The organism is Paenibacillus sp. FSL L8-0158 (genome assembly GCF_038592965.1).
GTDB lineage: Bacteria > Bacillota > Bacilli > Paenibacillales > Paenibacillaceae > Paenibacillus > Paenibacillus polymyxa_D.
Genome location: NZ_CP151949.1, coordinates 2,319,317 through 2,341,843, shown reverse-complemented (window position 1 = coordinate 2,341,843; position 22,527 = coordinate 2,319,317). Strand labels below are relative to the sequence as shown.

General features: G+C 46.5%; 26 protein-coding genes. 4 read left to right on the top strand and 22 right to left on the bottom strand.

Translation table 11 applies throughout. From position 1 onward, the window contains the following. Positions 1 to 66: 66 nt before the first annotated feature. From NSQ68_RS10845 to zwf, 5 genes are all read right to left on the bottom strand, one after another. Complete coding sequence (locus NSQ68_RS10845; protein WP_013310026.1) at positions 67 to 513, bottom strand: OsmC family protein; 447 nt, start codon at positions 511 to 513, stop codon at positions 67 to 69. Positions 514 to 568: 55 nt separating this feature from the next. Next, positions 569 to 1,777, bottom strand: coding sequence for an MFS transporter (locus NSQ68_RS10840; protein WP_342428802.1), 1,209 nt, complete (start codon positions 1,775 to 1,777; stop codon positions 569 to 571). A 381-nt stretch (positions 1,778 to 2,158) separates the two neighbouring features. Beyond that, positions 2,159 to 2,833 (bottom strand): SOS response-associated peptidase, encoded by a 675-nt coding sequence (locus NSQ68_RS10835; RefSeq protein ID WP_342428801.1) that lies wholly within the window; start codon positions 2,831 to 2,833, stop codon positions 2,159 to 2,161. 156 nt (positions 2,834 to 2,989) lie between these two features. Next, positions 2,990 to 3,883, bottom strand: coding sequence for a phosphogluconate dehydrogenase (NAD(+)-dependent, decarboxylating) (gnd, locus tag NSQ68_RS10830; RefSeq protein WP_029519049.1), 894 nt, complete (start codon positions 3,881 to 3,883; stop codon positions 2,990 to 2,992). Between the two features lie 54 nt (positions 3,884 to 3,937). Beyond that, entirely contained in the window at positions 3,938 to 5,440 is a 1,503-nt protein-coding gene (zwf, locus tag NSQ68_RS10825; RefSeq protein ID WP_342428800.1) for a glucose-6-phosphate dehydrogenase, read from the bottom strand. Between the two features lie 290 nt (positions 5,441 to 5,730). Here zwf and NSQ68_RS10820 point away from each other — a divergent pair, with 290 nt between their 5' ends. Both NSQ68_RS10820 and NSQ68_RS10815 read left to right on the top strand, forming a co-directional pair. After that, positions 5,731 to 6,051, top strand: a complete 321-nt coding sequence (locus NSQ68_RS10820; RefSeq protein WP_007430161.1) for a helix-turn-helix domain-containing protein — start codon at positions 5,731 to 5,733, stop codon at positions 6,049 to 6,051. Between the two features lie 142 nt (positions 6,052 to 6,193). Then, a complete protein-coding gene (locus NSQ68_RS10815; protein WP_342428799.1) occupies positions 6,194 to 6,523 on the top strand; it encodes a hypothetical protein in 330 nt (109 codons plus the stop codon). Between the two features lie 10 nt (positions 6,524 to 6,533). Here NSQ68_RS10815 and NSQ68_RS10810 read toward each other — a convergent pair whose 3' ends face one another. The 7 genes from NSQ68_RS10810 to NSQ68_RS10780 all read right to left on the bottom strand — a co-directional run bounded on the left by NSQ68_RS10810 (position 6,534) and on the right by NSQ68_RS10780 (position 10,607). Next, positions 6,534 to 7,457, bottom strand: a complete 924-nt coding sequence (locus NSQ68_RS10810; RefSeq protein ID WP_342428798.1) for an NAD(P)/FAD-dependent oxidoreductase — start codon at positions 7,455 to 7,457, stop codon at positions 6,534 to 6,536. A 235-nt stretch (positions 7,458 to 7,692) separates the two neighbouring features. Then, a complete protein-coding gene (locus NSQ68_RS10805; protein ID WP_029519044.1) occupies positions 7,693 to 8,295 on the bottom strand; it encodes a nitroreductase family protein in 603 nt (200 codons plus the stop codon). A 106-nt stretch (positions 8,296 to 8,401) separates the two neighbouring features. Continuing rightward, on the bottom strand, positions 8,402 to 8,680 hold the full coding sequence (locus NSQ68_RS10800; RefSeq protein ID WP_318626614.1) for a hypothetical protein: 279 nt from the start codon (positions 8,678 to 8,680) through the stop codon (positions 8,402 to 8,404). Positions 8,681 to 8,810: 130 nt separating this feature from the next. Then, positions 8,811 to 9,137: a (2Fe-2S) ferredoxin domain-containing protein gene (locus tag NSQ68_RS10795; protein ID WP_025722872.1), complete on the bottom strand. Its 327-nt coding sequence runs from the start codon at positions 9,135 to 9,137 to the stop codon at positions 8,811 to 8,813. Positions 9,138 to 9,172: 35 nt separating this feature from the next. Further along, positions 9,173 to 9,673, bottom strand: coding sequence for a metallophosphoesterase family protein (locus NSQ68_RS10790; protein ID WP_069010243.1), 501 nt, complete (start codon positions 9,671 to 9,673; stop codon positions 9,173 to 9,175). A gap of 24 nt (positions 9,674 to 9,697) precedes the next feature. Continuing rightward, a complete protein-coding gene (locus NSQ68_RS10785) occupies positions 9,698 to 10,132 on the bottom strand; it encodes an Rrf2 family transcriptional regulator (protein WP_029519039.1) in 435 nt (144 codons plus the stop codon). Between the two features lie 97 nt (positions 10,133 to 10,229). Beyond that, positions 10,230 to 10,607, bottom strand: coding sequence for a DivIVA domain-containing protein (locus tag NSQ68_RS10780; protein WP_023988297.1), 378 nt, complete (start codon positions 10,605 to 10,607; stop codon positions 10,230 to 10,232). Between the two features lie 144 nt (positions 10,608 to 10,751). Between NSQ68_RS10780 and NSQ68_RS10775 the strand changes: the two genes are divergently transcribed. Further along, entirely contained in the window at positions 10,752 to 11,321 is a 570-nt protein-coding gene (locus NSQ68_RS10775; protein ID WP_029519038.1) for a TraR/DksA C4-type zinc finger protein, read from the top strand. 113 nt (positions 11,322 to 11,434) lie between these two features. Here NSQ68_RS10775 and NSQ68_RS10770 read toward each other — a convergent pair whose 3' ends face one another. From NSQ68_RS10770 to hrpB, 5 genes are all read right to left on the bottom strand, one after another. Then, entirely contained in the window at positions 11,435 to 12,439 is a 1,005-nt protein-coding gene (locus NSQ68_RS10770) for a Gfo/Idh/MocA family oxidoreductase (RefSeq protein ID WP_029519037.1), read from the bottom strand. A 19-nt stretch (positions 12,440 to 12,458) separates the two neighbouring features. Beyond that, positions 12,459 to 12,821: a helix-turn-helix transcriptional regulator gene (locus NSQ68_RS10765; protein ID WP_013310011.1), complete on the bottom strand. Its 363-nt coding sequence runs from the start codon at positions 12,819 to 12,821 to the stop codon at positions 12,459 to 12,461. Positions 12,822 to 13,136: 315 nt separating this feature from the next. After that, on the bottom strand, positions 13,137 to 14,309 hold the full coding sequence (locus tag NSQ68_RS10760) for an acyltransferase (RefSeq protein ID WP_029519036.1): 1,173 nt from the start codon (positions 14,307 to 14,309) through the stop codon (positions 13,137 to 13,139). Positions 14,310 to 14,579: 270 nt separating this feature from the next. Further along, entirely contained in the window at positions 14,580 to 15,167 is a 588-nt protein-coding gene (locus NSQ68_RS10755; RefSeq protein ID WP_307350046.1) for a general stress protein, read from the bottom strand. Positions 15,168 to 15,286: 119 nt separating this feature from the next. Beyond that, on the bottom strand, positions 15,287 to 17,815 hold the full coding sequence (gene hrpB, locus NSQ68_RS10750; protein WP_342428797.1) for an ATP-dependent helicase HrpB: 2,529 nt from the start codon (positions 17,813 to 17,815) through the stop codon (positions 15,287 to 15,289). Between the two features lie 314 nt (positions 17,816 to 18,129). Between hrpB and gluQRS the strand changes: the two genes are divergently transcribed. Beyond that, entirely contained in the window at positions 18,130 to 19,125 is a 996-nt protein-coding gene (gluQRS, locus tag NSQ68_RS10745) for a tRNA glutamyl-Q(34) synthetase GluQRS (protein WP_342428796.1), read from the top strand. Positions 19,126 to 19,189: 64 nt separating this feature from the next. Here the strand turns inward: gluQRS and NSQ68_RS10740 are convergent, their stop codons facing one another. The 5 genes from NSQ68_RS10740 to NSQ68_RS10720 form a co-directional block, all read right to left on the bottom strand. Further along, positions 19,190 to 19,564: a DnaJ family domain-containing protein gene (locus tag NSQ68_RS10740; protein ID WP_318626621.1), complete on the bottom strand. Its 375-nt coding sequence runs from the start codon at positions 19,562 to 19,564 to the stop codon at positions 19,190 to 19,192. A gap of 124 nt (positions 19,565 to 19,688) precedes the next feature. Beyond that, positions 19,689 to 19,883, bottom strand: a complete 195-nt coding sequence (locus NSQ68_RS10735; RefSeq protein ID WP_318626622.1) for an XRE family transcriptional regulator — start codon at positions 19,881 to 19,883, stop codon at positions 19,689 to 19,691. Between the two features lie 119 nt (positions 19,884 to 20,002). Beyond that, entirely contained in the window at positions 20,003 to 20,170 is a 168-nt protein-coding gene (locus NSQ68_RS10730) for an aspartyl-phosphate phosphatase Spo0E family protein (RefSeq protein WP_318627071.1), read from the bottom strand. A 293-nt stretch (positions 20,171 to 20,463) separates the two neighbouring features. Further along, entirely contained in the window at positions 20,464 to 21,876 is a 1,413-nt protein-coding gene (locus tag NSQ68_RS10725; protein ID WP_318626623.1) for a helix-turn-helix transcriptional regulator, read from the bottom strand. Between the two features lie 332 nt (positions 21,877 to 22,208). Then, the gene (locus tag NSQ68_RS10720; RefSeq protein WP_318626624.1) at positions 22,209 to 22,391 is read right to left on the bottom strand and encodes a hypothetical protein; all 183 of its coding nucleotides are present in this window, start codon (positions 22,389 to 22,391) and stop codon (positions 22,209 to 22,211) included. Positions 22,392 to 22,527: the final 136 nt, after the last annotated feature.

The window sequence follows — 22,527 nt, the reverse complement described above, 5'->3', positions numbered from 1 at the left end:
TGTGTCCTCCTTGGATTATAAAAATGATGGGCAATTAGAATGATTGCTCCTGTTACAGATATCGCTTTAAGAGGCGCGCTCCACCACGGGCTCTGTGGACAACGCCACATTTCCCGCTACGGCACGTGAGATCATGCATGAGGTTTCTGCCTGCTCTGCCAGTCGCAATGCTTGTTCGATCTGCGATTCTGTCGCATCGGCGGCCAATTGAACCTGCGGACGATGCACAATTCGGCGATATGTAAAAATATTGTTCGTTACATCGACAATCCCTTCGGATTCCAGCGCCAGTGACGCCACCGGGAGACTCGCGCGCTCCATCATCGCCGCCAAAGTAATCAAATAGCAGGTAGCGGCGGCCCCGAGCAGCATTTCATCTGGATTGGTGCCCACACCAGGGCCTCCCATCTCAGCCGGGATCGAAATTGCAGTCCGCAACTGTCCAGCCTCAATACGACCGTCACTGTTGCGCCCCCCGTTCCAGTCTGCCTTGAGCAGAAAGGTATGCTCCATTTCAGGTCACTCCTCTCTCTTATATTATGAATCTTCACACAGGTGAATGTAAAGGTTAGTCAATCTCCTGGTTTTTGGTTTCCGTACCCAGCAACCATACAGCCGCTGCTCCGATCAAGATAGCTACGAAGAAAATCACAAAGATAGATGGCAACGCTACGCCCTGTCCTACAAGTATACCGACCGCAAAAGGCCCGATAACGCCTCCAATACGGCCAAAGGCAGCCGCCATACCCACACCGGTTGAACGGACGGCTGTCGGGTACAATTCTGGTGTATAGGCGTACATGGCTCCCCATGCACCGAGATTAAAAAAGGACAAGCAGATACCAGCAGCTAGCAGCATTCCCGCCGTTTCCGAGGTGCCAAACCAAATAGCGGACACGGCTGTGAGCAGCAAGTAGATGATCAGTACGAATTTGCGCCCCAGCTTTTCAATTAGATAGGCGGCGGTAAAGTAACCTGGTAGTTGGGCAAGCGTCATGATCAGCACATATTCAAAGCTTTTAACCAGTTCGAAGCCTTTCATAAACATAATGCTCGGTAGCCACAGGAACATGCCGTAGTATGAAAATACAACTGTGAACCATAAAATCCACAGCATCAGCGTAGACTTGCGATTAGGTCCCGACCAAATCGAAGCCAATCGTGCACGTAGCGGAAGTTTAACGCTTTGCTGCTTGTAACGCGGTGAATCATCAATAGCTCTACGCAGATAAAGAGCGTACAGCGCAGGTACTGCCCCGAGAATAAATGCCATTTGCCAACCATACTTTGGAATAACAAAATAAGCAATAAGAGCCGAAAGGATCCAGCCTGCCGCCCAGAAGCTTTCCAGCAGCACAACCGCTCTCCCTCGTTCTTTCACAGGGACTGATTCTGACACCAGCGTCGAAGCAACAGGCAATTCGCCGCCCAAGCCTACACCAGCAATAAAACGCAGCACCAGCAGCATTCCGAGACCTGTCGCCAAAGCGGATAAGCCGCTGGCAATAGAAAAGATCAACAATGTCCACACTAATATGGCGCGTCTGCCGTAACGATCAGCCAAAATCCCCGCCAAAGCGGCTCCGAACACCATTCCTATCGAATTCATTGCAGTCAGCAGTCCAATTTGCTCAGATCCCAGATGCCACTCCTTTGCCAACGCTGCGACTATAAATGAAAGCAGCCCCACATCCATAGCATCAAACAACCAGCTAAGCCCTGCGCTAAACAGCAATTTTCTTTTTTTGGCTGGTGGTAATGAAGTTAAGTCACTCATGATTCGCTCTCCCTTAAAAATATATCGTATGTAGACGTATATTCAGGTGTCTTGTCACCTGTAGCCTAGCATCTATTGTACCGTAAGCTTCCTTAATCTGCGAGCTTTTTAACACAGAAAAAAAACGGAAGATTGCCTACGGCAATTCTCCCGCCTTCTGGAACCTGCCACTTACCGGTTTTGGACCAGACCGATGATCGTCACCATGAGCACCAGCAGCTGGATGAGTGTATCGTTACTCATTCCAATCGCCTCCATCCCATATGAGATACTCCTTCGGCCGTTTCCCCTCTCCCCGGATCATGACGCTTGTTCCCCAATACATACCTATGCAGGTGGCGGGAAGCTTATGATCAATAATGGATGAAAATCTCCATACGTTTAAGGTTTAATCCAGGACCACTGCAAATCCATTTCCTGAATACATTCACGGTTATCATGTTCATCATTGGCCACCAGTGGGGTCACTGGATAGATGCTCATGTCGCCTTGCTCATACGTGCGCAATAGAGGCAGCAGCTCATCTATGTTCTGGACAGACGGATCCAGCCATGAATCTATATGATCAGCTTCCAAAATAGCTGGCATACGGGTATCGAATTCACGTATATCCGTATTAGCATGAACTGTCATCATCGTACAGGTGCGTAAAGGCTCCTTACGACTATCCTGCCATACTTCATATAGCCCCGCGACCGCAAACATCTTCTGTTCCGGCAGTACCACCCTTACAGCACACATGCGTTTACCTAATTTTCGCCAATAATAAAATCCATTGCATGGAATGATACAGCGTCGGGTTTCCGCCATCTTGCGATAACTCGGATTTACCCGAACCGTATTCAAGTCTGCATTGACACAATCCTTGCCCCAGTAGGGAATAAATCCCCAGCGAAATTCATCAAGTACCCGTTCTCCATTCTGATGCAGCACAATTGGAACATGCTGGGTGGGACTCATGTTATAGCGTGTTTTGTAATAATACATCACCCGTTGTATACCAAAATGATTCCTTACCTCATCCAAATCAGCCGATAACGAAAACCTTTTGCACATATGCTATTCATCCTTCCGCCTTTTTCACCTATTGTGCGGATATACAAGGAAAAATATGCATATGCGGGTTATGCAAAAATCCAATAAACGACAAAACATATAGCAATATCCCCGCAGTTTTAAAGCTACGGGGATAGATACTAGCTTATATTGTTATTACTTCTTTTCTACCGCGTGACCGCCAAATTCATTGCGCAGCGCAGCAACCACTTTCCCGTTGAACGTGTCCGCGTCAAGAGACCGGTAGCGCATCAGCAAGGACAAAGCAATGACCGGTGTAGCAGCCTGAATGTCCAGTGCTTCTTCAACCGTCCATTTTCCTTCACCGGAAGAGTGCATAACCCCACGGATTTCGTCCAGGTTTGCATCTTTGGAGAATGCACGTTCAGTTAAGCCCATCAACCAAGAGCGAATAACAGAACCGTTGTTCCACACACGCGCTACTTGTTCATAATCAAAGTCAAAGTTACTTTTTTCCAGAACTTCAAATCCTTCACCGATGGAAGCCATCATGCCGTATTCCACACCGTTATGAACCATTTTCAGAAAATGTCCGCTTCCGGATTTACCTGCGTACAGATATCCATTTTCCACTGCTGTGTCGCGGAAAACAGGCTCAACAACCGCCCAAGCTTCCGGATCGCCGCCGATCATATAACAAGCGCCATTGCGTGCGCCTTCCATCCCCCCTGAAGTTCCAGCATCCATGAAGCTGATACCATGTTCTTTTAGACGGGCATGACGAGCAATAGACTCTTTGTAATGAGAATTACCACCTTCAATAATGATGTCTCCTTTGGACAACATCGGTTGAAGCTGATCCAGCACAGAATCAACAATTTGGTGAGGAACCATAATCCATAATACTCTAGGGGATTGAGTTGCCTGTACAAGCTCTTCCAATGTAGAAGCACCTTTAGCTCCATAATCCTTCATTTCTTGGATGGCGGCTGCATTGACGTCGTAAGCGACAAGTTCATGCTTATGATCAATCAAATTTTTCCCGAGATTCAAACCCATTTTTCCCAAACCAATTAATCCTACTTGCATCGTAAAGGCCTCCTGCCGTAGCAAACATATTTTGTATATACTTTCTTGTTACTGTTAAGAACGAACGACTGCTTTCTCAGAGCTTTCGGTTTTTTCGTCCAGCCACCATGTAAAGCCTTGCTCCTCTAACAATTGATCTGAAGCTTCTGGACCGTAAGAGCCTGCTGCATACGTGTGTAGTGGAACCTCACCACGAGCAAAAGCTTCCAGTACAGGTTGAACCCACACCCATGAAAGCTCAACTTCGTTCCAATGAGCAAAAAAGGTGGAATCGCCGCGCAGCGCATCAAAGATGAGGCGTTCATAGGCTTCTGGTACATCCTTGGCCTCGGAATGATAATTCATCAGAACCGTCTCCAGTTGACCATTGTTCAGCGGATCTCTACTGTTCAGACGCAGCGTTACCTTTTCATCTGGGTTAACATGGATGATCAGCAGGTTCGGATCAGTCGGTTGCCCTTGAGCAGCATAAGGATCTGTGCTGTCCCTTTTGAATTCCACGACGATACGAGTAGATTTTTCTTTCATGCGTTTGCCGGTACGAATATAGAACGGCACACCCGACCATTGTTCGTTGTCAATCCATAGACGAGCTGAAATGAAAGTATCATTTTGCGAATCAGGTCCGATATCCGGCTCTTCTTTATAGGAAGGAACTGCTTTTCCGTTGATCTCACCGTTGGTATATTGGCCTCTAACCACGTTGGAAGCAATATCAGAAGGATCAAGTGCACGAAGCGCGTCCATAACCTTGCTTTTTTCGTCACGCACCTGGTCAGCCGTGACATGTCCCGGCTTGTTCATAGCCGCCATCATCAATACCTGCAGCATGTGATTTTGTACCATATCACGAATAGCTCCGGAGTGATCATAGTATCCTGCTCGCTCCTCTACTCCTACAGTCTCAGAAGCGGTAATTTGCACATTGGCGATGTATTGATTGTTCCATATTCCTTGAAGCAACGGATTAGCGAATTTTAAGGCTTCAAGGTTTTGGACCATGGGCTTGCCTAAGTAATGGTCAATACGATAAATCTCATCCTCAGCAAAGGTTCTGCTCAAGCGATCATTCAGTTCACGTGCCGATTCCAAATCATGCCCAAATGGTTTTTCGATAATGAGCCGTTTCCAACCCTTCGTTTCAGCTAAACCACTCTCCCGAATATTGAGGGCAATCACATCAAAAAATTCCGGTGCCACCGATAAGTAAAACATGCGGTTCCCCGGAATTCCCAAGTCATTTTCACGTTGCTCAGCAAGCTGTAGCAGCTTTTTATAATCTTCCGGGTGGTTGACGTTCAATGCGCTGTAACGGAAAGCACTTAAGAACTGATCCATTTGTGTACGGTCTTCATTCACGTGTCTGGAAAAATCCTTAATGGATTGCTCTACATTACTTTGAAATTGCTCGTCTGCCACTTCACGACGCCCCATCCCAATTACAGAAAAGGAAGCCGGAATTTTACCTTCTACAAACAAATTATACAAGGCAGGGTAAATTTTGCGTTTAGCCAAATCCCCTGTCGCTCCAAATAAGACAAATGTCATTGAATCCATGAAATATTCCTTCTTCCCATTATAAAGATGAGGTTATTAAAAGTTACCTGAGGAATTAACGTAACCCATAATACACCCAAAATAAGGGGCAAGTCAATCAAATTTTAGCGAAATCGTGAACATTCGATATATCCTGTAATGATAACGTTTTCTGTGGTATGATTGACGAAAGGAAAGAGAAAAAAATGTTAAATATGTCACAGTTGACACAAAGCGTTATAGTTACTATTGGTATACAGAGTTACTTTTAGTATACTGTTTAAAACAACAATGAAATTGAGGGGATTCAGATGAGCGACGACAGGCAGCCTAAGCTTTTGTGCGGTAAGGTGGAACAGTCCTTTCAGATCATCAGCAAAAAATGGACCGCTCTCATCATTCATACTTTGATGGAACATCCCAAACGATTTAGTGAAATTCACGTCTCTATACCCGATCTTAGCAAACGCATGCTGAACGAACGCATTAAGGAACTAGAGCTTTCCGGCCTGATCCTTCGCAATGTCATCACAGAGCGGCCTGTGCGTACCGAGTATTCGCTGACACGCAAGGGTAAAGAGCTAGGTGATGCATTGAATGGTGTGGAGAGCTGGGCCGAGAGATGGCTTTAACTTCTAACAGGAGATCGTCACACATGGTCTCCTGTTATTGTGTTACCCCATGTGGATCATAATACAGACTACAGTACGAAAATAATGGAACAACCACGCAGCAACTCATGATTTCAGTCTGAGCCAAGGAAGGAAGAGAACGATGGCATTTGGCATTACCCGGCAGGAGCTTATGACCTGGAAAAAAGAGGTCAGTCGTGGTGAAATTGCTTTTCTGACACATTACTGGCTGGATGATCGCTTTCCAGGCATTACAACCGTCACCAAGGTGGGATGTTCTGATTTGGACAAGCTGCGCTTATGGTGCAAGCATAACGGATTGAACCCCCAATATATTCATCAACGTCAGCCCTATCCGCATTTTGATCTTATCGGCAATAAGCAGACAGAAATTTTACGTAAGTACGGCATGAGCGATCAATTAAAACGCTTCGAACTTCATCTCCCAACGAGTACACGCCCATCGTTCTAAACCGCAGCTCTCAGAGCTGCGGTACTTTTGTTTTCATACCAGTTAATACCTTGTGTATCCAAATCGCTGACATAGCTCCTTCTCCCATCGCTACAGTCGCTTGTTCGGCATGAGCCCCTAAGTCCCCGGCTACCCATACATTTTCCACATTTGTCATTTTGCTGCGAGGATGAGTTTCAATGTGCTTATTATGCAGCAGATGTACACCCAGTTGCTCTGCCAGCTCTGAATGAACATGATTGCTGCCAAAAGCTAAAAAGCCCCGCTCTGCTCGAACTACTTGTCCATCAGCCAGTCGCACTCCTTCAAAACAGCCCGGTTCTCCGGTTATAATCTCAGAAATAGCGGCTTCCTTATAGCCAATCCCTTTTTCCCACAGCTTTTCGCTCAGCTCGTCCGGCACCTCTGAACGCTCATGATTGACATATACAAGTTGCTCGGTGCGCTCTGATAAAATCAGAGCCATGGAAGCTCCTGCTTTGCCAGCCCCCATGACGACCGTACTGCGATCCCGAACCTCATAACCGTCACAATCCGGGCACACATATACACTGTTGCCCAAGCAAGCTTGTAACCCATCCAGTTTTGGAAAACGATCCGTTAGCCCTGTCGCCAACAGCAGCGTCTTTGACGAATACATGGAGCCTTCCTCCACTTGAATGTCAAAAAGCTCATCCCTTTTGACGGCTTTGACCGCCTTTTCTTCAACAAACTCAGTTCCTAGTTTCGTAGCCTCGCTACGTCCACGCCGTCGCAGCTCTTCACCAGAAATTCCCTCAGGAAATCCCAAAATATTATGATATTGATGACACAGCGTAGACCGACCATAGCCGGAATCTATTACCAGCACCCGATGACTGCTGTATCTTCCCAATTGAATGGCTGCTTGCAAACCGGCAATTCCCCCGCCAACAATAATGCAATCATAGTTCATCACTTTTCCTCCTTTGAATGCGCGTTATCCTAGACAGCTGCATAAAACCGCAATCACATCTATGTAAACTTCTCATCCAATTTTAAACATAATATCACCCACTAACGGATGAATTAACCGCTGTGTCTGTATATATCAAAGCTTACATATCTTAAAAATGGAATGGCAAAGAGCACTGTAGATACCCACAGTGCTCTAATCAGGCTGAACTTGAAACGTCATTTTATCGTGAAAATTATTTAAATGTTTTTACACGTTCTTCAATAGGCTGGAATTCTTTTTCACCTGGTTGGAATGTCGGTTTACCAAATGGCATTTCAGCAATCAGTTTCCAGTGCTCAGGAATGTTCCATTCGTTTTTCACTTTTTCATCAATCAAAGGGTTGTAATGCTGAAGGGATGCGCCCAATCCTTCTTGTTCCAGAGCTGTCCATACAACCAATTGCAACATACCATTAGATTGGTTAGCCCAGATTGGAAAATTGTCCGCATAGGCTTCGAATTGTTGTTGCAGACCAGCTATCACGTTATTGTCTTCAAAGAACAAGACCGTTCCGTAACCGCTGCGGAAACCGTTCATTTTCTCAGCAGTAGATTTGAATTGTTCTTCATTGCCTACCACTTCCCGCAAAATATCTTCTGTAATATTCCACAGTTTGTCATGATGTTCTCCAAGCAACACTACGGCGCGTGAAGTTTGGGAGTTGAACGAGGTAGGTGTGTACTTTACAGCTTCCTCTACAATCTCTTGAATTCGTTGGTCAGAAATGACCTGTTCTTTGCTAATACCATAATAGGAGCGTCTGTCTTTCAGAGCTGTGAAGAAATCTTTAGTCATTTTGTTACCTCCTGAGAAAAATCAATTACTTTTCGTAACTTAATATACATTGCATATATCTTAAAGTCAAGAGTTTTCTTTTTAAATATTACCAGTTAGTTGATAATTATACGCCACCATTGTATTTTTTCTCACTGGAAGAGGTGTGCTTGGTTGCATCCTTGTCTCTCTCCTCCTGTCTTTCCATCTTCAAATCCTCTACAGGAATGGCGTCTACTGTCTGCTCGATCTCAAAACGGTCAAACAAGCTTTCCTGCTCTGTTGGATACTGCTCTGCATGATCTCGATTGATCGACTGTTCCTGATGTTGAGACTCCGTTGTTCCTTTCCCCGTCTGTCCTTTCTGCTCATTCTGATCGTGCAGGTTATCTTCAAATGGGGCCATTTTACTTCCCTCCCTATCGGATTGGTGTCCACAGTATACTTTTACCTTTCACATCGGGGATTAAACGCAAAAAAGAGAAAATCTCTACAAAGATTTTCTCTACTCATGTTCTTATAGATGGTCGATTGGATTATTCCGAGCTGGATTTACCTGTACACTCATAAAAAAGATGAGGTTCCAGCTTCTCTCCCGTTACGAGCTTCTGCACCAGTTGAGTCCCCGAGTCGGGGGTCATTTGACCATACCAGTCCCCTTGAGGATATACGATCACAACCGCAGCATCATGACAACGCCCATTACAGCGAGTTCTGGTCGTGTGAATATATGCTTCTGCATTTTGTTTACGAATTTCATCCCGAATTGCCTGTGTAACTTCTTCACCCTCATGTCGCATACATGTGCCTCCATTGCAGATCAACACATGATGCTTCATTGGTTCTAATTCAAAAATAGCCATAGCTTCCCCTTTAATCAACAGTTGTTGGTTTTAAATCAATGTTTATCTGGATAAAGAACAAGCTGTGCTTCCATCTGATCAGCTTCAATCGTCAGCACGATAAATGAATATTCGTCTTCGCCACGTTTGTCCGTCGGAGACCCCGGATTAAGGACAAGCTGACCGTCAATCGTTTTGACCACCGGAATATGCGAATGTCCATAAATCAGACAATCCAGCGTTTCTCCCTTAAACGTATTCAATGCGATATTTTCTGTCGTTCCTCGCCAGCCGTGACCGTGAACCATACCGATCCGCTTGCCTTCAACTTCAACGATTCGCTGATAGCCTAAACGCTCCACGATGTCCATTCCATCATTGTTTCCGGCAATGCCTTGCACAGGCGCAAACTCAGCTAGACGTTCATATACGAACCAATCCGTCCAGTCTCCGGCATGGAGAATGAGGTCACTGCCTTTTAACTCCTGTACCAGTCGACTAGGCAGTGTTTTGCCTCTGTGCGGCATATGAGTGTCTGAAAGTACGATGATTTTCATATTAATTGCTCCTTACCAGCGTCTTTACACAGATGAACTTTGTTGCCCCACGCGCTGCTGAAGTGCCTGCTCCAAATCTCGCAGCGTAACGGTCTCGAAAAACGTCTGTATTTTCTGCTCTGCCACGGTATATAAACCATCCAACAATGCGTCTATGTTCCTGCCTACCTCACAATTAAGATTGCTATCGGTGTGGATGGCGAACAACGGACCTTCATCCTTAGTCGCTTCATAGATCATTTTCAGATTGATGTTTGAACTGGACATGCTTAGACGAAAGCCGCGTGCTCCAGGCGATGAATCAACCAAACCCGCTTGCTTGAGGCGGCTCATAATCCTTCTCACAACTACCGGGTTTGTATTGATGCTGGAAGCTATAAGTGACGATGTCATTCGCTCCGGTGCCCCTTCAGCCAGAAGAAGCAGACAATGGATACTAACGGAAAAATGGGTACTCATGTTAACCACCTTTATGTGTGTGCCTCATTAAATGTTTGATAAAATACTTGTTTCCATCATACCACAATAGAGGCACCAACACAGTGCTAACTGCACCTTACTCCGGAAAATAGTCATTTTCAGGACGTACTCGCACCTTTAATTGGCGCACACTATATTCCAACTGTTTTACGATATCCTCCAGTTGACGACGGTCAAGTCCATTAAGGTCGGCCGCTGGCTTGGGTGCATTTTTCAAATCACGTATGGTTGCCTGCTGCTCCTGCCACTTGTCCATCAGGTCGGCTATATTCGCATAAAAGCGTTCATAATCCTTGATCACTTCATCCAGAAAGGCATCTACCTCGTCCGGATCATAGCCGCGCATTTTATTCTTAAACTGTTTCTCATGAATGGAGAGCGCGTCCAGCTGAATGCCCAGTTGTTTAAACAACTGCTTTTGCTTATCCAGACGACGCTTCATATGTTCATCCATCGGTTATTCCCTCCTTAACACACTATTCTTTTTATATCACATTCTAGGCTGGGAATAAAAGTCTCTGCTGATTGCCCGGCCCTATGAACGGGTATAAAAGAGCATACGTGTCACTTATACAGACCACGAAGGGGAGAGATGATCATGAATCATTTGAACGATTCGCAGCTTGCAGAGCTGAAACATATGTTGTTGGAGCAGAAAAAGGATTTAGAAAAGCATTTTGAACAAAACGGTCAGGCAAACGCTCAATTGGGAGAAACACTGACAGATTCCACAGGTGAGCTCTCGTCCTATGACAATCACCCCGCTGATATAGGGACAGAAACCTTTGAACGGTCCCGTGATATGGCGATTAATGATTCGCTGCAAGACGAGCTGGAGCAAGTCAATGCAGCCCTTCAGCGGATAAAGGATGGGACATACGGAATTTGTGTGGAGAGCGGGGAAGAAATTCCTTTTGAACGGTTACAAGCCATTCCATATACAGCCTATACCGTCGAGCACACGCCAACTCGAGAATTATCGAATGACCGTCCGGTAGAGGAACAGGTCATGACTCCGCCGCCCAAGGGTGCAGGTGAGGTTCGCCAACGGAATGCAGGACGATTTGATGATGCGGGCGCATGGGACGCCGTGGAAAAATACGGTACATCGAACTCACCTGCAACTGCCGCCAAGCGTGATGTCACAGATTATGATGAAAATATGTGATGCTCGAATGCCCAAAGACTTATTGAAAATACCTATGTATTTGTCATCTAAAAAAACAGCTTGTCCTTTTGACAAGGCTGCTTTTTAGATCTTCTAGGAATACGGTACACCGCTTATCCAATTTCTATCCGTTTCCGACTGCGAGCTGACTCAATACAAGCATCGATCACCTTCATATTGCTCACCGCATCTTCTGGCTCATACGGCAACGGGACACCGTCAAGCACTGCTTTAGCAAAAGCATCCGCTTGCAGTTCAAAAGAATTAAAACCTTTCAGACGTTCCTCACGCGTAACCGAACCGACGTGGACGAAAATTTGCGGTACCACAGACGTTCTTTCCCAGCCGAACATTTTGGGCATCGCAATCGTACCCTTGCTACCGAGAATTTCCATGTTGGAACGATTGGCTGCCCACATGCCACAATCGAAAGTAAGATTGATTCCACCCGGAAATTCCAGCAAGCCGGAAGCCATCATATCGACGTTGTCATGCTCCGGGGAAAATAAGGCATGTACCGTCACTGCCTCCGGCTCCCGATCCAAATACATACGAGCGGCTGATATCGGATAGACACCCACATCATATAGCGAGCCGCCGCCCATGTTTTTATTAAAGCGCACATTATCTGCCTGATCGGTATTGTTAAACGTAAACGTGCAATGGATGCCGCGAATGTCACCAATTTCCCCACTATTGATAATTTCCTTAATTCTTCGATGTTTGGGATGATAACGATACATAAAAGCCTCTGCAAAGATCACTCCTGCACGTTGACATGCTTCAATCATGCGGCTTGTACCGGCCGAGCTAAGAGAAGATGGTTTTTCACACAAAACGTGCTTCCCAGCCTCCGCCGCCCGAATGGTCCACTCTTCATGCAGATGGTTTGGCAACGGAATGTACACCGCTCCGATTTCGGGATCAGCCAACAGTTCATCATAGCTTCCATAACTTTTTGGAATATCGAACTCCCGGGCGGCCTCAGCGGCTTTATCCGCATTACGACTAGCAATCCCAAGCACTTCTCCGCGTTCGGATTGCTGAATCGCAGGAATTACAGCGATTTGGGCGATCTCCGCAGTGCCTAAAATTCCCCATTTCAGCTTTCTACCCATCATTCTCATCCTTTCGTGGTTAGGAATAGTTGTCTTGTTCCGCTTTGTGCAGCATACCTAAGCAACGGTCCAAATCAGCTTTGACCTGCTTCTTGTACAGTCGGGCTTTCTCCTCCCCATCATCTGTAAAGTGATAGAGTACAATCTCCTGAAAATCCACGCGCGGGTCTGTTCCTTTCAATCGCTTGGTACGGTAAAAAACGCCTTCCTGTACCAGCTCATGCAGCGCCCGGTAAACTTCGCTCTGAGGCGGAACATATCCAAACCCACTAAACTCATCCTTCATCGATTCGAGCATCTGATATCCATAACCGCGATGCCTCTCCACCATTGTGATCAGATAAATTTTGATAAAAGCCCGCTGGGATATCATAAACGCCATTTCACAGCCTCCTCCACACCTTATTCATACACCTTACCTTCCATTATAAACCACTCTGCGTCCATAGACTATTTCCTTTGATGATATGAGAGCTTATGAGAACTCTCCATCCCTTGTGACCTGTTTTAAGATGGCGAGAGATATAGAATGAGGCGATATAGAGTAGTGTGCGAAGTGCTGAGAAATGAGTTTATGGTTTACTATTATGAACTTTTCATATGTTGAAATAATATAATATCAGTTAAAAAAGTATCCCTTGGCCTTATTTCTTGGCTTTGGGATACTCTTGTGAACATATGTGATTGGATTATCAAATCAAGCTTGCTTTTGTACGGCTGGCGGACTCCCAGTCGGGCGAGGACGAACCCGAAGCCCCACGATCCATTTGCCCAGAGGCAAACGTGCCAGCAGCCATGTTCCGGCAACGGAAAAGATCATACAGAGAACGAATGAAGCCAGCATACGAAGAACGTGGCTCCAGTCTGCAAACAACGTCTCGTCAAAATAATAGGTCACACGCAGCATAAAGGCATGCATGAGATACGCTCCATAGGACAACGTTCCGATGGCCGTCAGCATACTCGCCGCACGTCCCCCCTTATGAGCAATCCACGTCGCTACCCGATAAGCTACAAAAATAGACGCGACGCAATATACAGCCATGACCGGACGCAGCAGAGACAAATAGTTAAAGGAAAGAACTGTACCTTGCGGTGTCTGGAACTGACCGATCATCTCATACAGCAAGTAGCCAGTAATTACGATAAACAACGGCCAGTATATCATTTGTGCTTTGGTTACCCATGCATTCCAACGCTTGACGTTCATCCCGGCTGCTGCTCCCAGCACAAAATAAAAGAAAAAGTAGATCACATTCCGGTCAGCGTACAGGGTAAACCAAGAGGTAATGACCGGAAGCTGGAGCTTATCCATCGCTTGGTATACGGGTCCAACGGCGAACATGAGCAAAATATATAGCACGCCGAATACAGCCAATGCAGCGGGTCGCCATGTTGATGGCAGTAGCGCAGACAAACGACGGACAGCATAACGAAACACAGGAAATAACACATAACATTGAATAATCATTACGATGTACCACAGATGATAGCTACTTTTCCCGTTCAACAGCTTCTGGAAAAAATCCAGCGGGTGAATATATCCTCCACTTTGAGCAAGCTGATTTCCCAATTCGTATAAAAGAGACCATATGATATAAGGAACGATGATGTCCAGGAATCTTTTACGTAAAAACGTTCCGTACTTTAAGGCTCCATCATAATTGTAAAATAGCACCATTCCAGTGATAAATACAAACACAGGAACTGCAAATTTGGAACACAGCAGTAAAAGTGTCATCAATACCCCATCCTGGACGCGCGCCCCCTGCGCAACCGCATAGTGTGCGACGGAATGCTGAAGAACAACGGCCGCAAAAGCCAGCCCTCTCAGCAAAGCGACTTCGGAAATTCTCTCTTTTTGACTCATGCCACTCTCCTGTTACATCTAGCAATTTATAAATCCAGGATTTTTTCAAAATCCTCAATCTATTATAACGACAATTCTGTAAAAATATATAGAAGGTTAAACGTGCCAACGGCAAGCTTAGCATCATTTATCTCAGATTTATTCTATGATCCACAAATATGTAAAAGCAGCAGTCCTCCCTCTCGGGGAGACTGCTGCTGTAGAAACAACTCATATACAAAGGAGATAGGAAAGCCTGTTAAATCACGTTCTCAACTAGCCGTTAGGTTTTTACAGGTTCCTTCTCGTATCTGTGTATGCATCTGTACGCGGCGTGTCTGCCATCGTATCATCATACGTTCTGTAACGATCCGCATTCAGCGAACGGTTGGTGCGGAAAATATCATAAACATCCCTGTTATGGTCAGCGGAATCCACCAGCACTAAAATCTTGCCCTGATCGACGTAAGTCTCATATTGACGTGCATCATCTTCTGGAATACCCAGCCCGACCAGTCCACCGACCAAGCCACCTGCTCCCGCTCCGACAGCTGCTCCGGTAAGGGTAGCCGCGATAGGTCCAGCAGCGAGGATTGGTCCGATACCTGGAATAGCCAAGGCCCCGATGCCCGCCAGCAACCCAGCGACACCGCCTACAACGCCGCCGGTAGCCGCACCCGTCGCTACACCTTCCGGTGCTTTGGTACCTGTCTCTTCACTAATCGTCCTCAGCTCGTCACGGTCACGGGTGATCACAGAAATTTCACTGCTTGGGATTCCTTTGCTCTGCAATTGTCCTATCGCACGAGATGCTTCCTGCTCTGTATCAAAAACACCAACAATCTTCTTTTCATTATAATCGTTTAAGTTATTAGCCATGATAGTTACCTCCCAATATTTTGGTGTTGAGTGGTTCGTTTTTCATTACCCCGCTATTATGACGTTTAAACGATTTTACAAAAATTTAAAAAGTCTATTAGCATAAAACAGCTTTTATATTATTGCTTGCGCTTTGCTCTGTTGGTCGCCACAGCTTCTAGTGGATCTTCCGGCCAATAATGCTTGGGATATCTGCCTTTCAGGTCCTTTTTGACTTCAAAGTAAGCCTCGCTCCAGAAGCTGGACAAGTCGGACGTCACTTGGACAGGTCGCTGGGCAGGTGACAGTAAATGCAATACAATGGGCACACGTCCGCGTCCAATACGAGGCGTATCCCTCATACCAAACAATTCTTGTAGTCGTACGGCCAGCGCTGGTGCCTCAGGATTCGAATAATCGACAGGAATGCGGGAACCGCTGGGTACACGGATATGCGTCGGCGCTTCCTGATCAAGCTGCTGCCGCTGTTCCCAGTCCAGCCTGCCAAGCAGCAATGCAGCACTGTCCAGCCGTTGCAGATCGGATACGTTTTTGGCTCCTAGAGCAAAAGGCAACAGCCACGATTCCAGTGAATCCAGCAATGCCAATTCCGTGCAGTCCGGCCAGTCTTCAGGCGCTGAGAAGTGCATAAAAATCAAACGAGCCTGCAACTGGAGGGTTTGCCGATTCCATGACAACAGCTTCAGACCGCGTTCACGGACACCCTGCATCAAGGCGGCAGCAACTTCCTCTGCCGGAGGTCGCTCATAGGACGTTTCCTTTAAGACGAGTGAGCCCAGTCGCAGTACCTTGCGGGCTCTCACTGCTGAGGCGGAGCTATCCCAGTATACGCTGGCTTGTTCCAGCAACAAATCGCTGCAATGCTGGGTCAGCTCTTGCAGTTCAACCGGTGCCGCCAACTGAATGGCACCATCTGCTCCCTCGTCGTCCACTTCGGCGGCGACGAGATAGGATGAACGCGACATCCACTCCACTTGTCGGAGTCGCGTCCCTCGGCCGCCGCTAAGCAAAAAGCGGCCGTCCCCTCGACCCTGCGCGATCCGATCCGGATACGCAAAGGCCAATAGCAGCCCGCAAGCCGCGGAGCCGTCAGGCTCGTCCTGCGCTGCGACTACTGTCGGCAGCGAGGCTAGCAACTGCCGGCTCTCTTGCACGATACGGCGAATCACCGTATCGTCTGCCGTCCGCAGCAGGCTGTGCGTGCTGCGGGCATGGGTCGCCTCGCGCAGGGCATCCAGCCGCGGGCGCAAATCCGTTCCGCCATGGGCGCGGAACGGGTCCCGCTCTTGCAGCAGCGCAGCCAGACGGCTGGCAATCAGGGCCAGGCCAAGGGCTGCTGCACGCAACAGCATGTGCCCGAGGCGTGGGTGCGTGCTCAGGGCGGACACCTCGCGCCCATGCGCGGTGATGACGCCTGTAGTGCCATCGGCTGCTTCATCCAGACAGCCGAGCTGGTGCAGCAGACCTGTGGCCTGGCCGTACGCGGCCTCAGGCGGGGCATCCAGCCAGGCCAGCTCGGCGGGCTCGCGCACGCCCCAGGCCGCCAGCTCCAGCGCGAGTGGGGCCAGATCCGCCGCCGCGATCTCCGGGCGGCTGGCTTCGGGGAGCGCTGCATGCTCCTGCGCGCTCCACATCCGGTAGCATACGCCCGGCTGGAGACGCCCCGCCCGTCCGCGCCGCTGGTCGGCGGAGGCCTTGGACACCTTGACGGTAGTCAAACGGCTCATGCCAGTTCGCGCGGAAAACAACGATTCCCGCGACAGTCCGCTATCGATCACCACCGTGATCCCGGCGATGGTCAAGCTGGACTCGGCAATCGAGGTGGCCAATACCACTTTTCGACTGCCCGAAGCCGATGGTCGTATTGCCTCATCCTGCTGCTCCAGCTTCATGCTGCCGTACAGCGGAATTACTTTGACGTGTGCTGGTAAATGCTTTGAAGCCAATTCTCGTTCCGTTCTATGAATTTCTCTGGCCCCTGGTAAAAACACCAGCAGATCGCCTTCATGAGCATGAAGCGCCTTTTCTACTGTCTCAGCCGTAAAGGACTCTAATGAGGTTGACGAAGGCTTGGACATATGGAAGGTTTCTACCGGAAATACGGTGCCTGGACATTCCAGTAATGGCGCATCCCCTAATAGTCTACATACAGGCTCTGCCTCCAAGGTGGCAGACATGATCAATATCTTCAAATCCGGTCGCAGCAGCGCCTGGCTTTGCAGGGCAAGTGCCAATCCCAAGTCTGCATGCAGGCTGCGCTCATGAAACTCATCAAACATAATCAGCCCGACTCCCTCCAACGCCTGATCATGTTGCAACATCCGGGTGAGTACGCCTTCCGTAACCACCTCAATCCGCGTGTTTGGCCCTACTTTTGTATCCATGCGAACCCGGTAGCCCACCGTCTTTCCGGTGGGCTCTCCCAGCGCTTTTGCCATTTGTGCTGCTGCTGCACGTGCTGCCAAACGCCTCGGCTCCAGCATAATTATCTTTTGCCCTGCCAGCCACGGCTCATGTAGTAGCTCCAGCGGTGTTACCGTCGTTTTCCCCGCTCCCGGCTGTGCAATCAGTACCGCCGCCGAATGAGATTGCAGTGTATGTTTAAGCTCGGGGATCACTTGCATAATAGGCAGTTGTTTATCTGTCAATGAAATCTCTCCAATGATACGCTTGATGCGTAGAATCTAAGTTTTAATTCTTTTATTATTGTGAATTTTTCATTACCTGTAATTATTGAATAGAAAAGGTTAAGCTGCCCTCTGGAACTTCTCCTCGGTCTGTCATACATAATTCTTCTAAATCTATTATACAGATATTTAAATTTCCCGTCTGATCATCGCGACTATGTATGCTTCGTCTTTAGCTTCTATACCTATCGGGATGCACTCACGGCAAGATCGTTTTATAATATAGTTGATATGGATTGCTGAAGGACGGAACACAGAATCGAGGTCACTTTCGTATGGAATTACAGGCCCAACCCATCAGAGGGCGATTTGCCCCAACACCATCGGGATGGATACACTTAGGAAATGCTCGTACTGCCTTATTATCCTGGCTGCACGTTCGTTCCCTGGGCGGAACCTATATTTTGCGCATAGAAGATATTGATATGACGCGAGCTCGCAGCCAGTTGGCGCAAGGGATAATGGAAGATTTGCGCTGGATCGGTCTGAACTGGGACGAAGGACCCGACGTAGGCGGTTCCTACGATCCCTACACTCAAAGCCAGCGGCTGGATCGCTTCCAATCTGCATTGGAGAAGCTACAGGGGCATGATTTGCTATATCCTTGTTTTTGCAGTCGGGCTGACATTCTGGCTGCCACTCATGCTCCACATGGACTGTCTGGTGAAGGACCCGCATATTCAGGGGCATGTCGTAATCTTAGCTCTCAAGATGCCGTAGCCAAAGCACAGCATAAACTCCCTTCACTTCGCTTTAAAGTACCGCAAAGTCCAGATGCCGTTATTTCGTTTCATGATCAGGTAGCAGGTCATGTGACCTTCGGTGCGGCAGAAGGCGGCGATTTTATCGTCAAACGAGCGGACGGCATGTTTTCCTATCAGCTGGCTGTCGTTGTCGATGATGCGGATATGCATATGACCGACGTACTCCGCGGGTATGATCTTCTCGATTCAACGCCCCGTCAGCTATTGCTGTACCAAGCTTTGGGCTTGCAGCCGCCACGTTTCGCACACGTTCCCCTTGTCCTAGGCCCTGATGGACGAAGGCTGGCCAAACGACATGGTGGCGTAGCACTCCGAGCCATGCGTCGACAAGGGGTCTCACCGGAAGCAGTCATTGGCTGGCTCGCCTATTTTTCAGGGCTGCTGGATTCACCCGAGCCTGTGAAGGCAGTAGATTTAATCGATGACTTTCATTTAGACAAACTGCCCAAAGAATCCGTCATCCTGACGAAGCAATGCCTCACGAGATTATCTGCACTGCAACAGTAATGAGGTAAAGCGTAGAAATTAAAGTGTACAGGCAAGGGCCTTCCGCCCTTCGCTCCTCTTGCTTCTATTCCTCCAGTCGCTTACGCATAGCGGACTCATATTCATAAAATACAGACGACGTATTCAGCCGTCTTTCCTCCAGCAGCATACGGAGACGAAGTGATTTTTCAGTCAGCCTGCGACTGATCCGCTCTTGCTCTCCCGCCTCATGACAAGCGTGAAGCAAATCACGTAGCTGGACACATTCCTTTTGCAGCTGAAGCTCTTCCGGTAAAATGCCTGCATTCTTCAACAGCTTGTACGACATCCGCAGCTCCTCTGGAACATGTGACAAATCCTCGATGACCAGTGGCTTGCCCTCTCCCGGTAGATGATCAAACTCACCTTTAGCCATCGCCTCGGCAATCTTCTGCTCTGCCATTCTGGAGAACATCCCCATCGACCCTTTCCACTCCTTGTATTAAGCATCCTATGTATAATCTATATTAAATAAACCCGGAGTTCTTTGCCACTGTAGCTTACATATCATTAGGATGTCTTGTATTCCTGTAGGAGAGAGCTGGTCATTCTTCGATCCCAAGCAATTGGCATACTTGTTCTCTATACTTTTTTGCCTTGCGTGTTCCATGAATGAGATTGGACAAGCGGCTAGCAGGAATACGATAGGTGTCACAAAAAGTTCTCTGATCCATTTGAATTTTCACTAGCTTTTGTTTGATTTCCCAGTCGAAAGGGGTTACAGGATTTCGTTTGTTCAACAACGTTACCACCTCTTCTATAGTATAGGATTTAGAATTTTTATCGGGGTTTGGGGTTTGGAGATTGGAGATTGGAGTTCGTCTTCTTGCTTTAAAAGCGCGTCAAGCATACATATTAGCTAAGATTTCATTTTGCAGGTTTGGTATTGATTCAATAGTTTATCCAGTTTTATGGATTGTTCAATCACTTTGGGATGCGTTAAAAATCCGTATTTCTTCTGGACTTGGTACAGTCTTTTTCTGGCCCGTTCGACACGAAGTAAAGTCACACCTGGATTCATCAGCATGATTCCCCCTTCTGTGTCATATCTTAATGCAAAACGTAAATTTTTGGATTTTTTTAAAATACGCTTACCAAAAAAAAGCGCTTCTGGAATTCCAGAGGCACTTTTTTTTGGTATATGTTTATTTTCAGTTGGTTTCAAGTTGTTCAAAGTTAAACTTTGGAACCCTTATAATCGTCAGTTGTAAAGTTAGCAGAGCATTGTTTGTGTTTCTCCTCTGTTACATACCTCCAATTTGATCATTAAGTTGAATGTGACTATGCGATTGAACTGGCACAGTAGCAATAAACAAAAAACTAGTCGCGATGATCAGCAGTACCATCTTTTTCAACATTCTCTAACCACACCTTTTCAATAAGATTTAAAAAATCTGCTTTGGTTTCAAGAACCGCATAATCCCGAAAATGTAAAAACAGCCCCATACAATTTATAAAATAAGTCTCATTATTTAGTGTATGATAACTTACCATTGCATACATCAAATATTTAAAACCATCACTATATATACCTTGATGTAAATAATAATAAGCCAATTCATATCCAAAACGTGCACATTGCTCTGGTATTACTTGATTAGTATACATATCATCAAACAACGTTTCCGGCTGAGTGAGAGAACTAACTTCAGTTTCAAAACGCCGAAGTATTTTATCTACATCAATCTGATATCGGTTAGCAGCCATCAAAACATTTAGCAGTTTGGTGACCATTTCTTTATTTGTTTTATTTGTTGATGCAATGTATTCAACATAATCCGCAAGCACACCTGTATCTCCAGATAAGAGTTTATTAACGTAAGTATTACCTTCGGACCAATGTTTGTACAAATTGACCCAGTGCTGAGTATCCTCGTCTGTCTCTATGACCCAATCTAAATTAGCGTAGGCGTATGTATATTGCAGAGCTTGTTTATAATCGCCTTGAGCTTCACAGACACATGCACACAACAGGTCAGCATAAGCGATGTAACCGAATAATGGACTCCTTGTTTTCTTGCCATAATCCTTTCGCTTTTCCTGCTTATGCTTCATAGTGTATTGAATTTTCGCTTTATCCCTCATTTTACAAGCTGTTGCATCAAGCTTGTCCCATTTACGTAAAGACCTATACACATTCGCCAAATCCTTTAATGCATCAAGCTGAACTATTTCATCCAGACGCTCGACATAAGGTTCAAATAGTATGGCTGCCTTGAGATTTCGGCTTTGATCAGCTCCAACTTGAATCGTGAATATACGATATTGGCAGGTGGCCAAGCGTTCAGAATGCTGATATTTCTCCACTTCTGCGACATTCTCATAGAGAGGCAGCGCAGCAGCATGTCGTCCCTGTTCAAATAATGCTTCTGCAACATCAAATAGCCTGGACGCATACAGCGGATTATCCATGATATGTCCAACCATTCGACGGATTGCATCCAGCTTGTCCAGCTCCGCACAACGATACAATAATGGCTCGATTCGCCTAAAATTCGGGGAAAGGTCAATGATGTAATTTTCTATGTATAGGTCATAAAAATAGCCTTCTGGCAAATCCATAGCCGCAGTAATTCGGTCTAGCTGCTGTACGGAAACAGGACGATGCTGAGTAATCCAATTACTAAGCGTTCTTTGATGAACCCCTGAATATTCGGCAAATTGACTCAATGTCATATCATTTTGTTTTAGATAATCCTCAAACTCCGCTGAAATCGTAGGTGTATGCTTCAAGTCATAACCACCCTTCACATAAAAATTCCATTATTTTAAAAATCACCCTCTATTCTTCTCCATAATTAACCATATGTCAATATATTATGCAACTAATGTTTATAACGAAAATTCAGCATAACTTACACATATTGGGACATGTAGGACGAGTGGCATCCTGAAATGATTGGGTTGATCCAAGTAAAAGGTTTCACAGAGTTGACATGACTAATTCATTTCCCCATGTGGATTCTCACCAGTAATGATATAGAGGTCCCATGCAGAAACTCTGTTGGACCTTTTAATTACATGAAAAATCCCCTGATGTAGATGCAATCAGGGGATACCTAGGTTCATTTCTCTCGCTTTGATAATACGAAGTTGATTATTTCTCCAGTCACAATTCCTGTCAAAATTGCATAGATTCCCATAGCGCTCATCTTATATCCCAAAGCGTAAAATAACCCTATAACTATTGCGTAGCCCAACAAAATCGCTGCATAGCGTTTTAGTAACTTACTCATGGAAATTCTCATAAGCAACTCCCACCTAAATTTATACTTCAACCATTGTAAAAGTCTGGTATCAATTATCAACACAAACTGAACAACATAAGATTTTGTTCGGTTTGTACAAGAGCGACGCCGTCTTCCTTGGATCGCTTTAAAACGA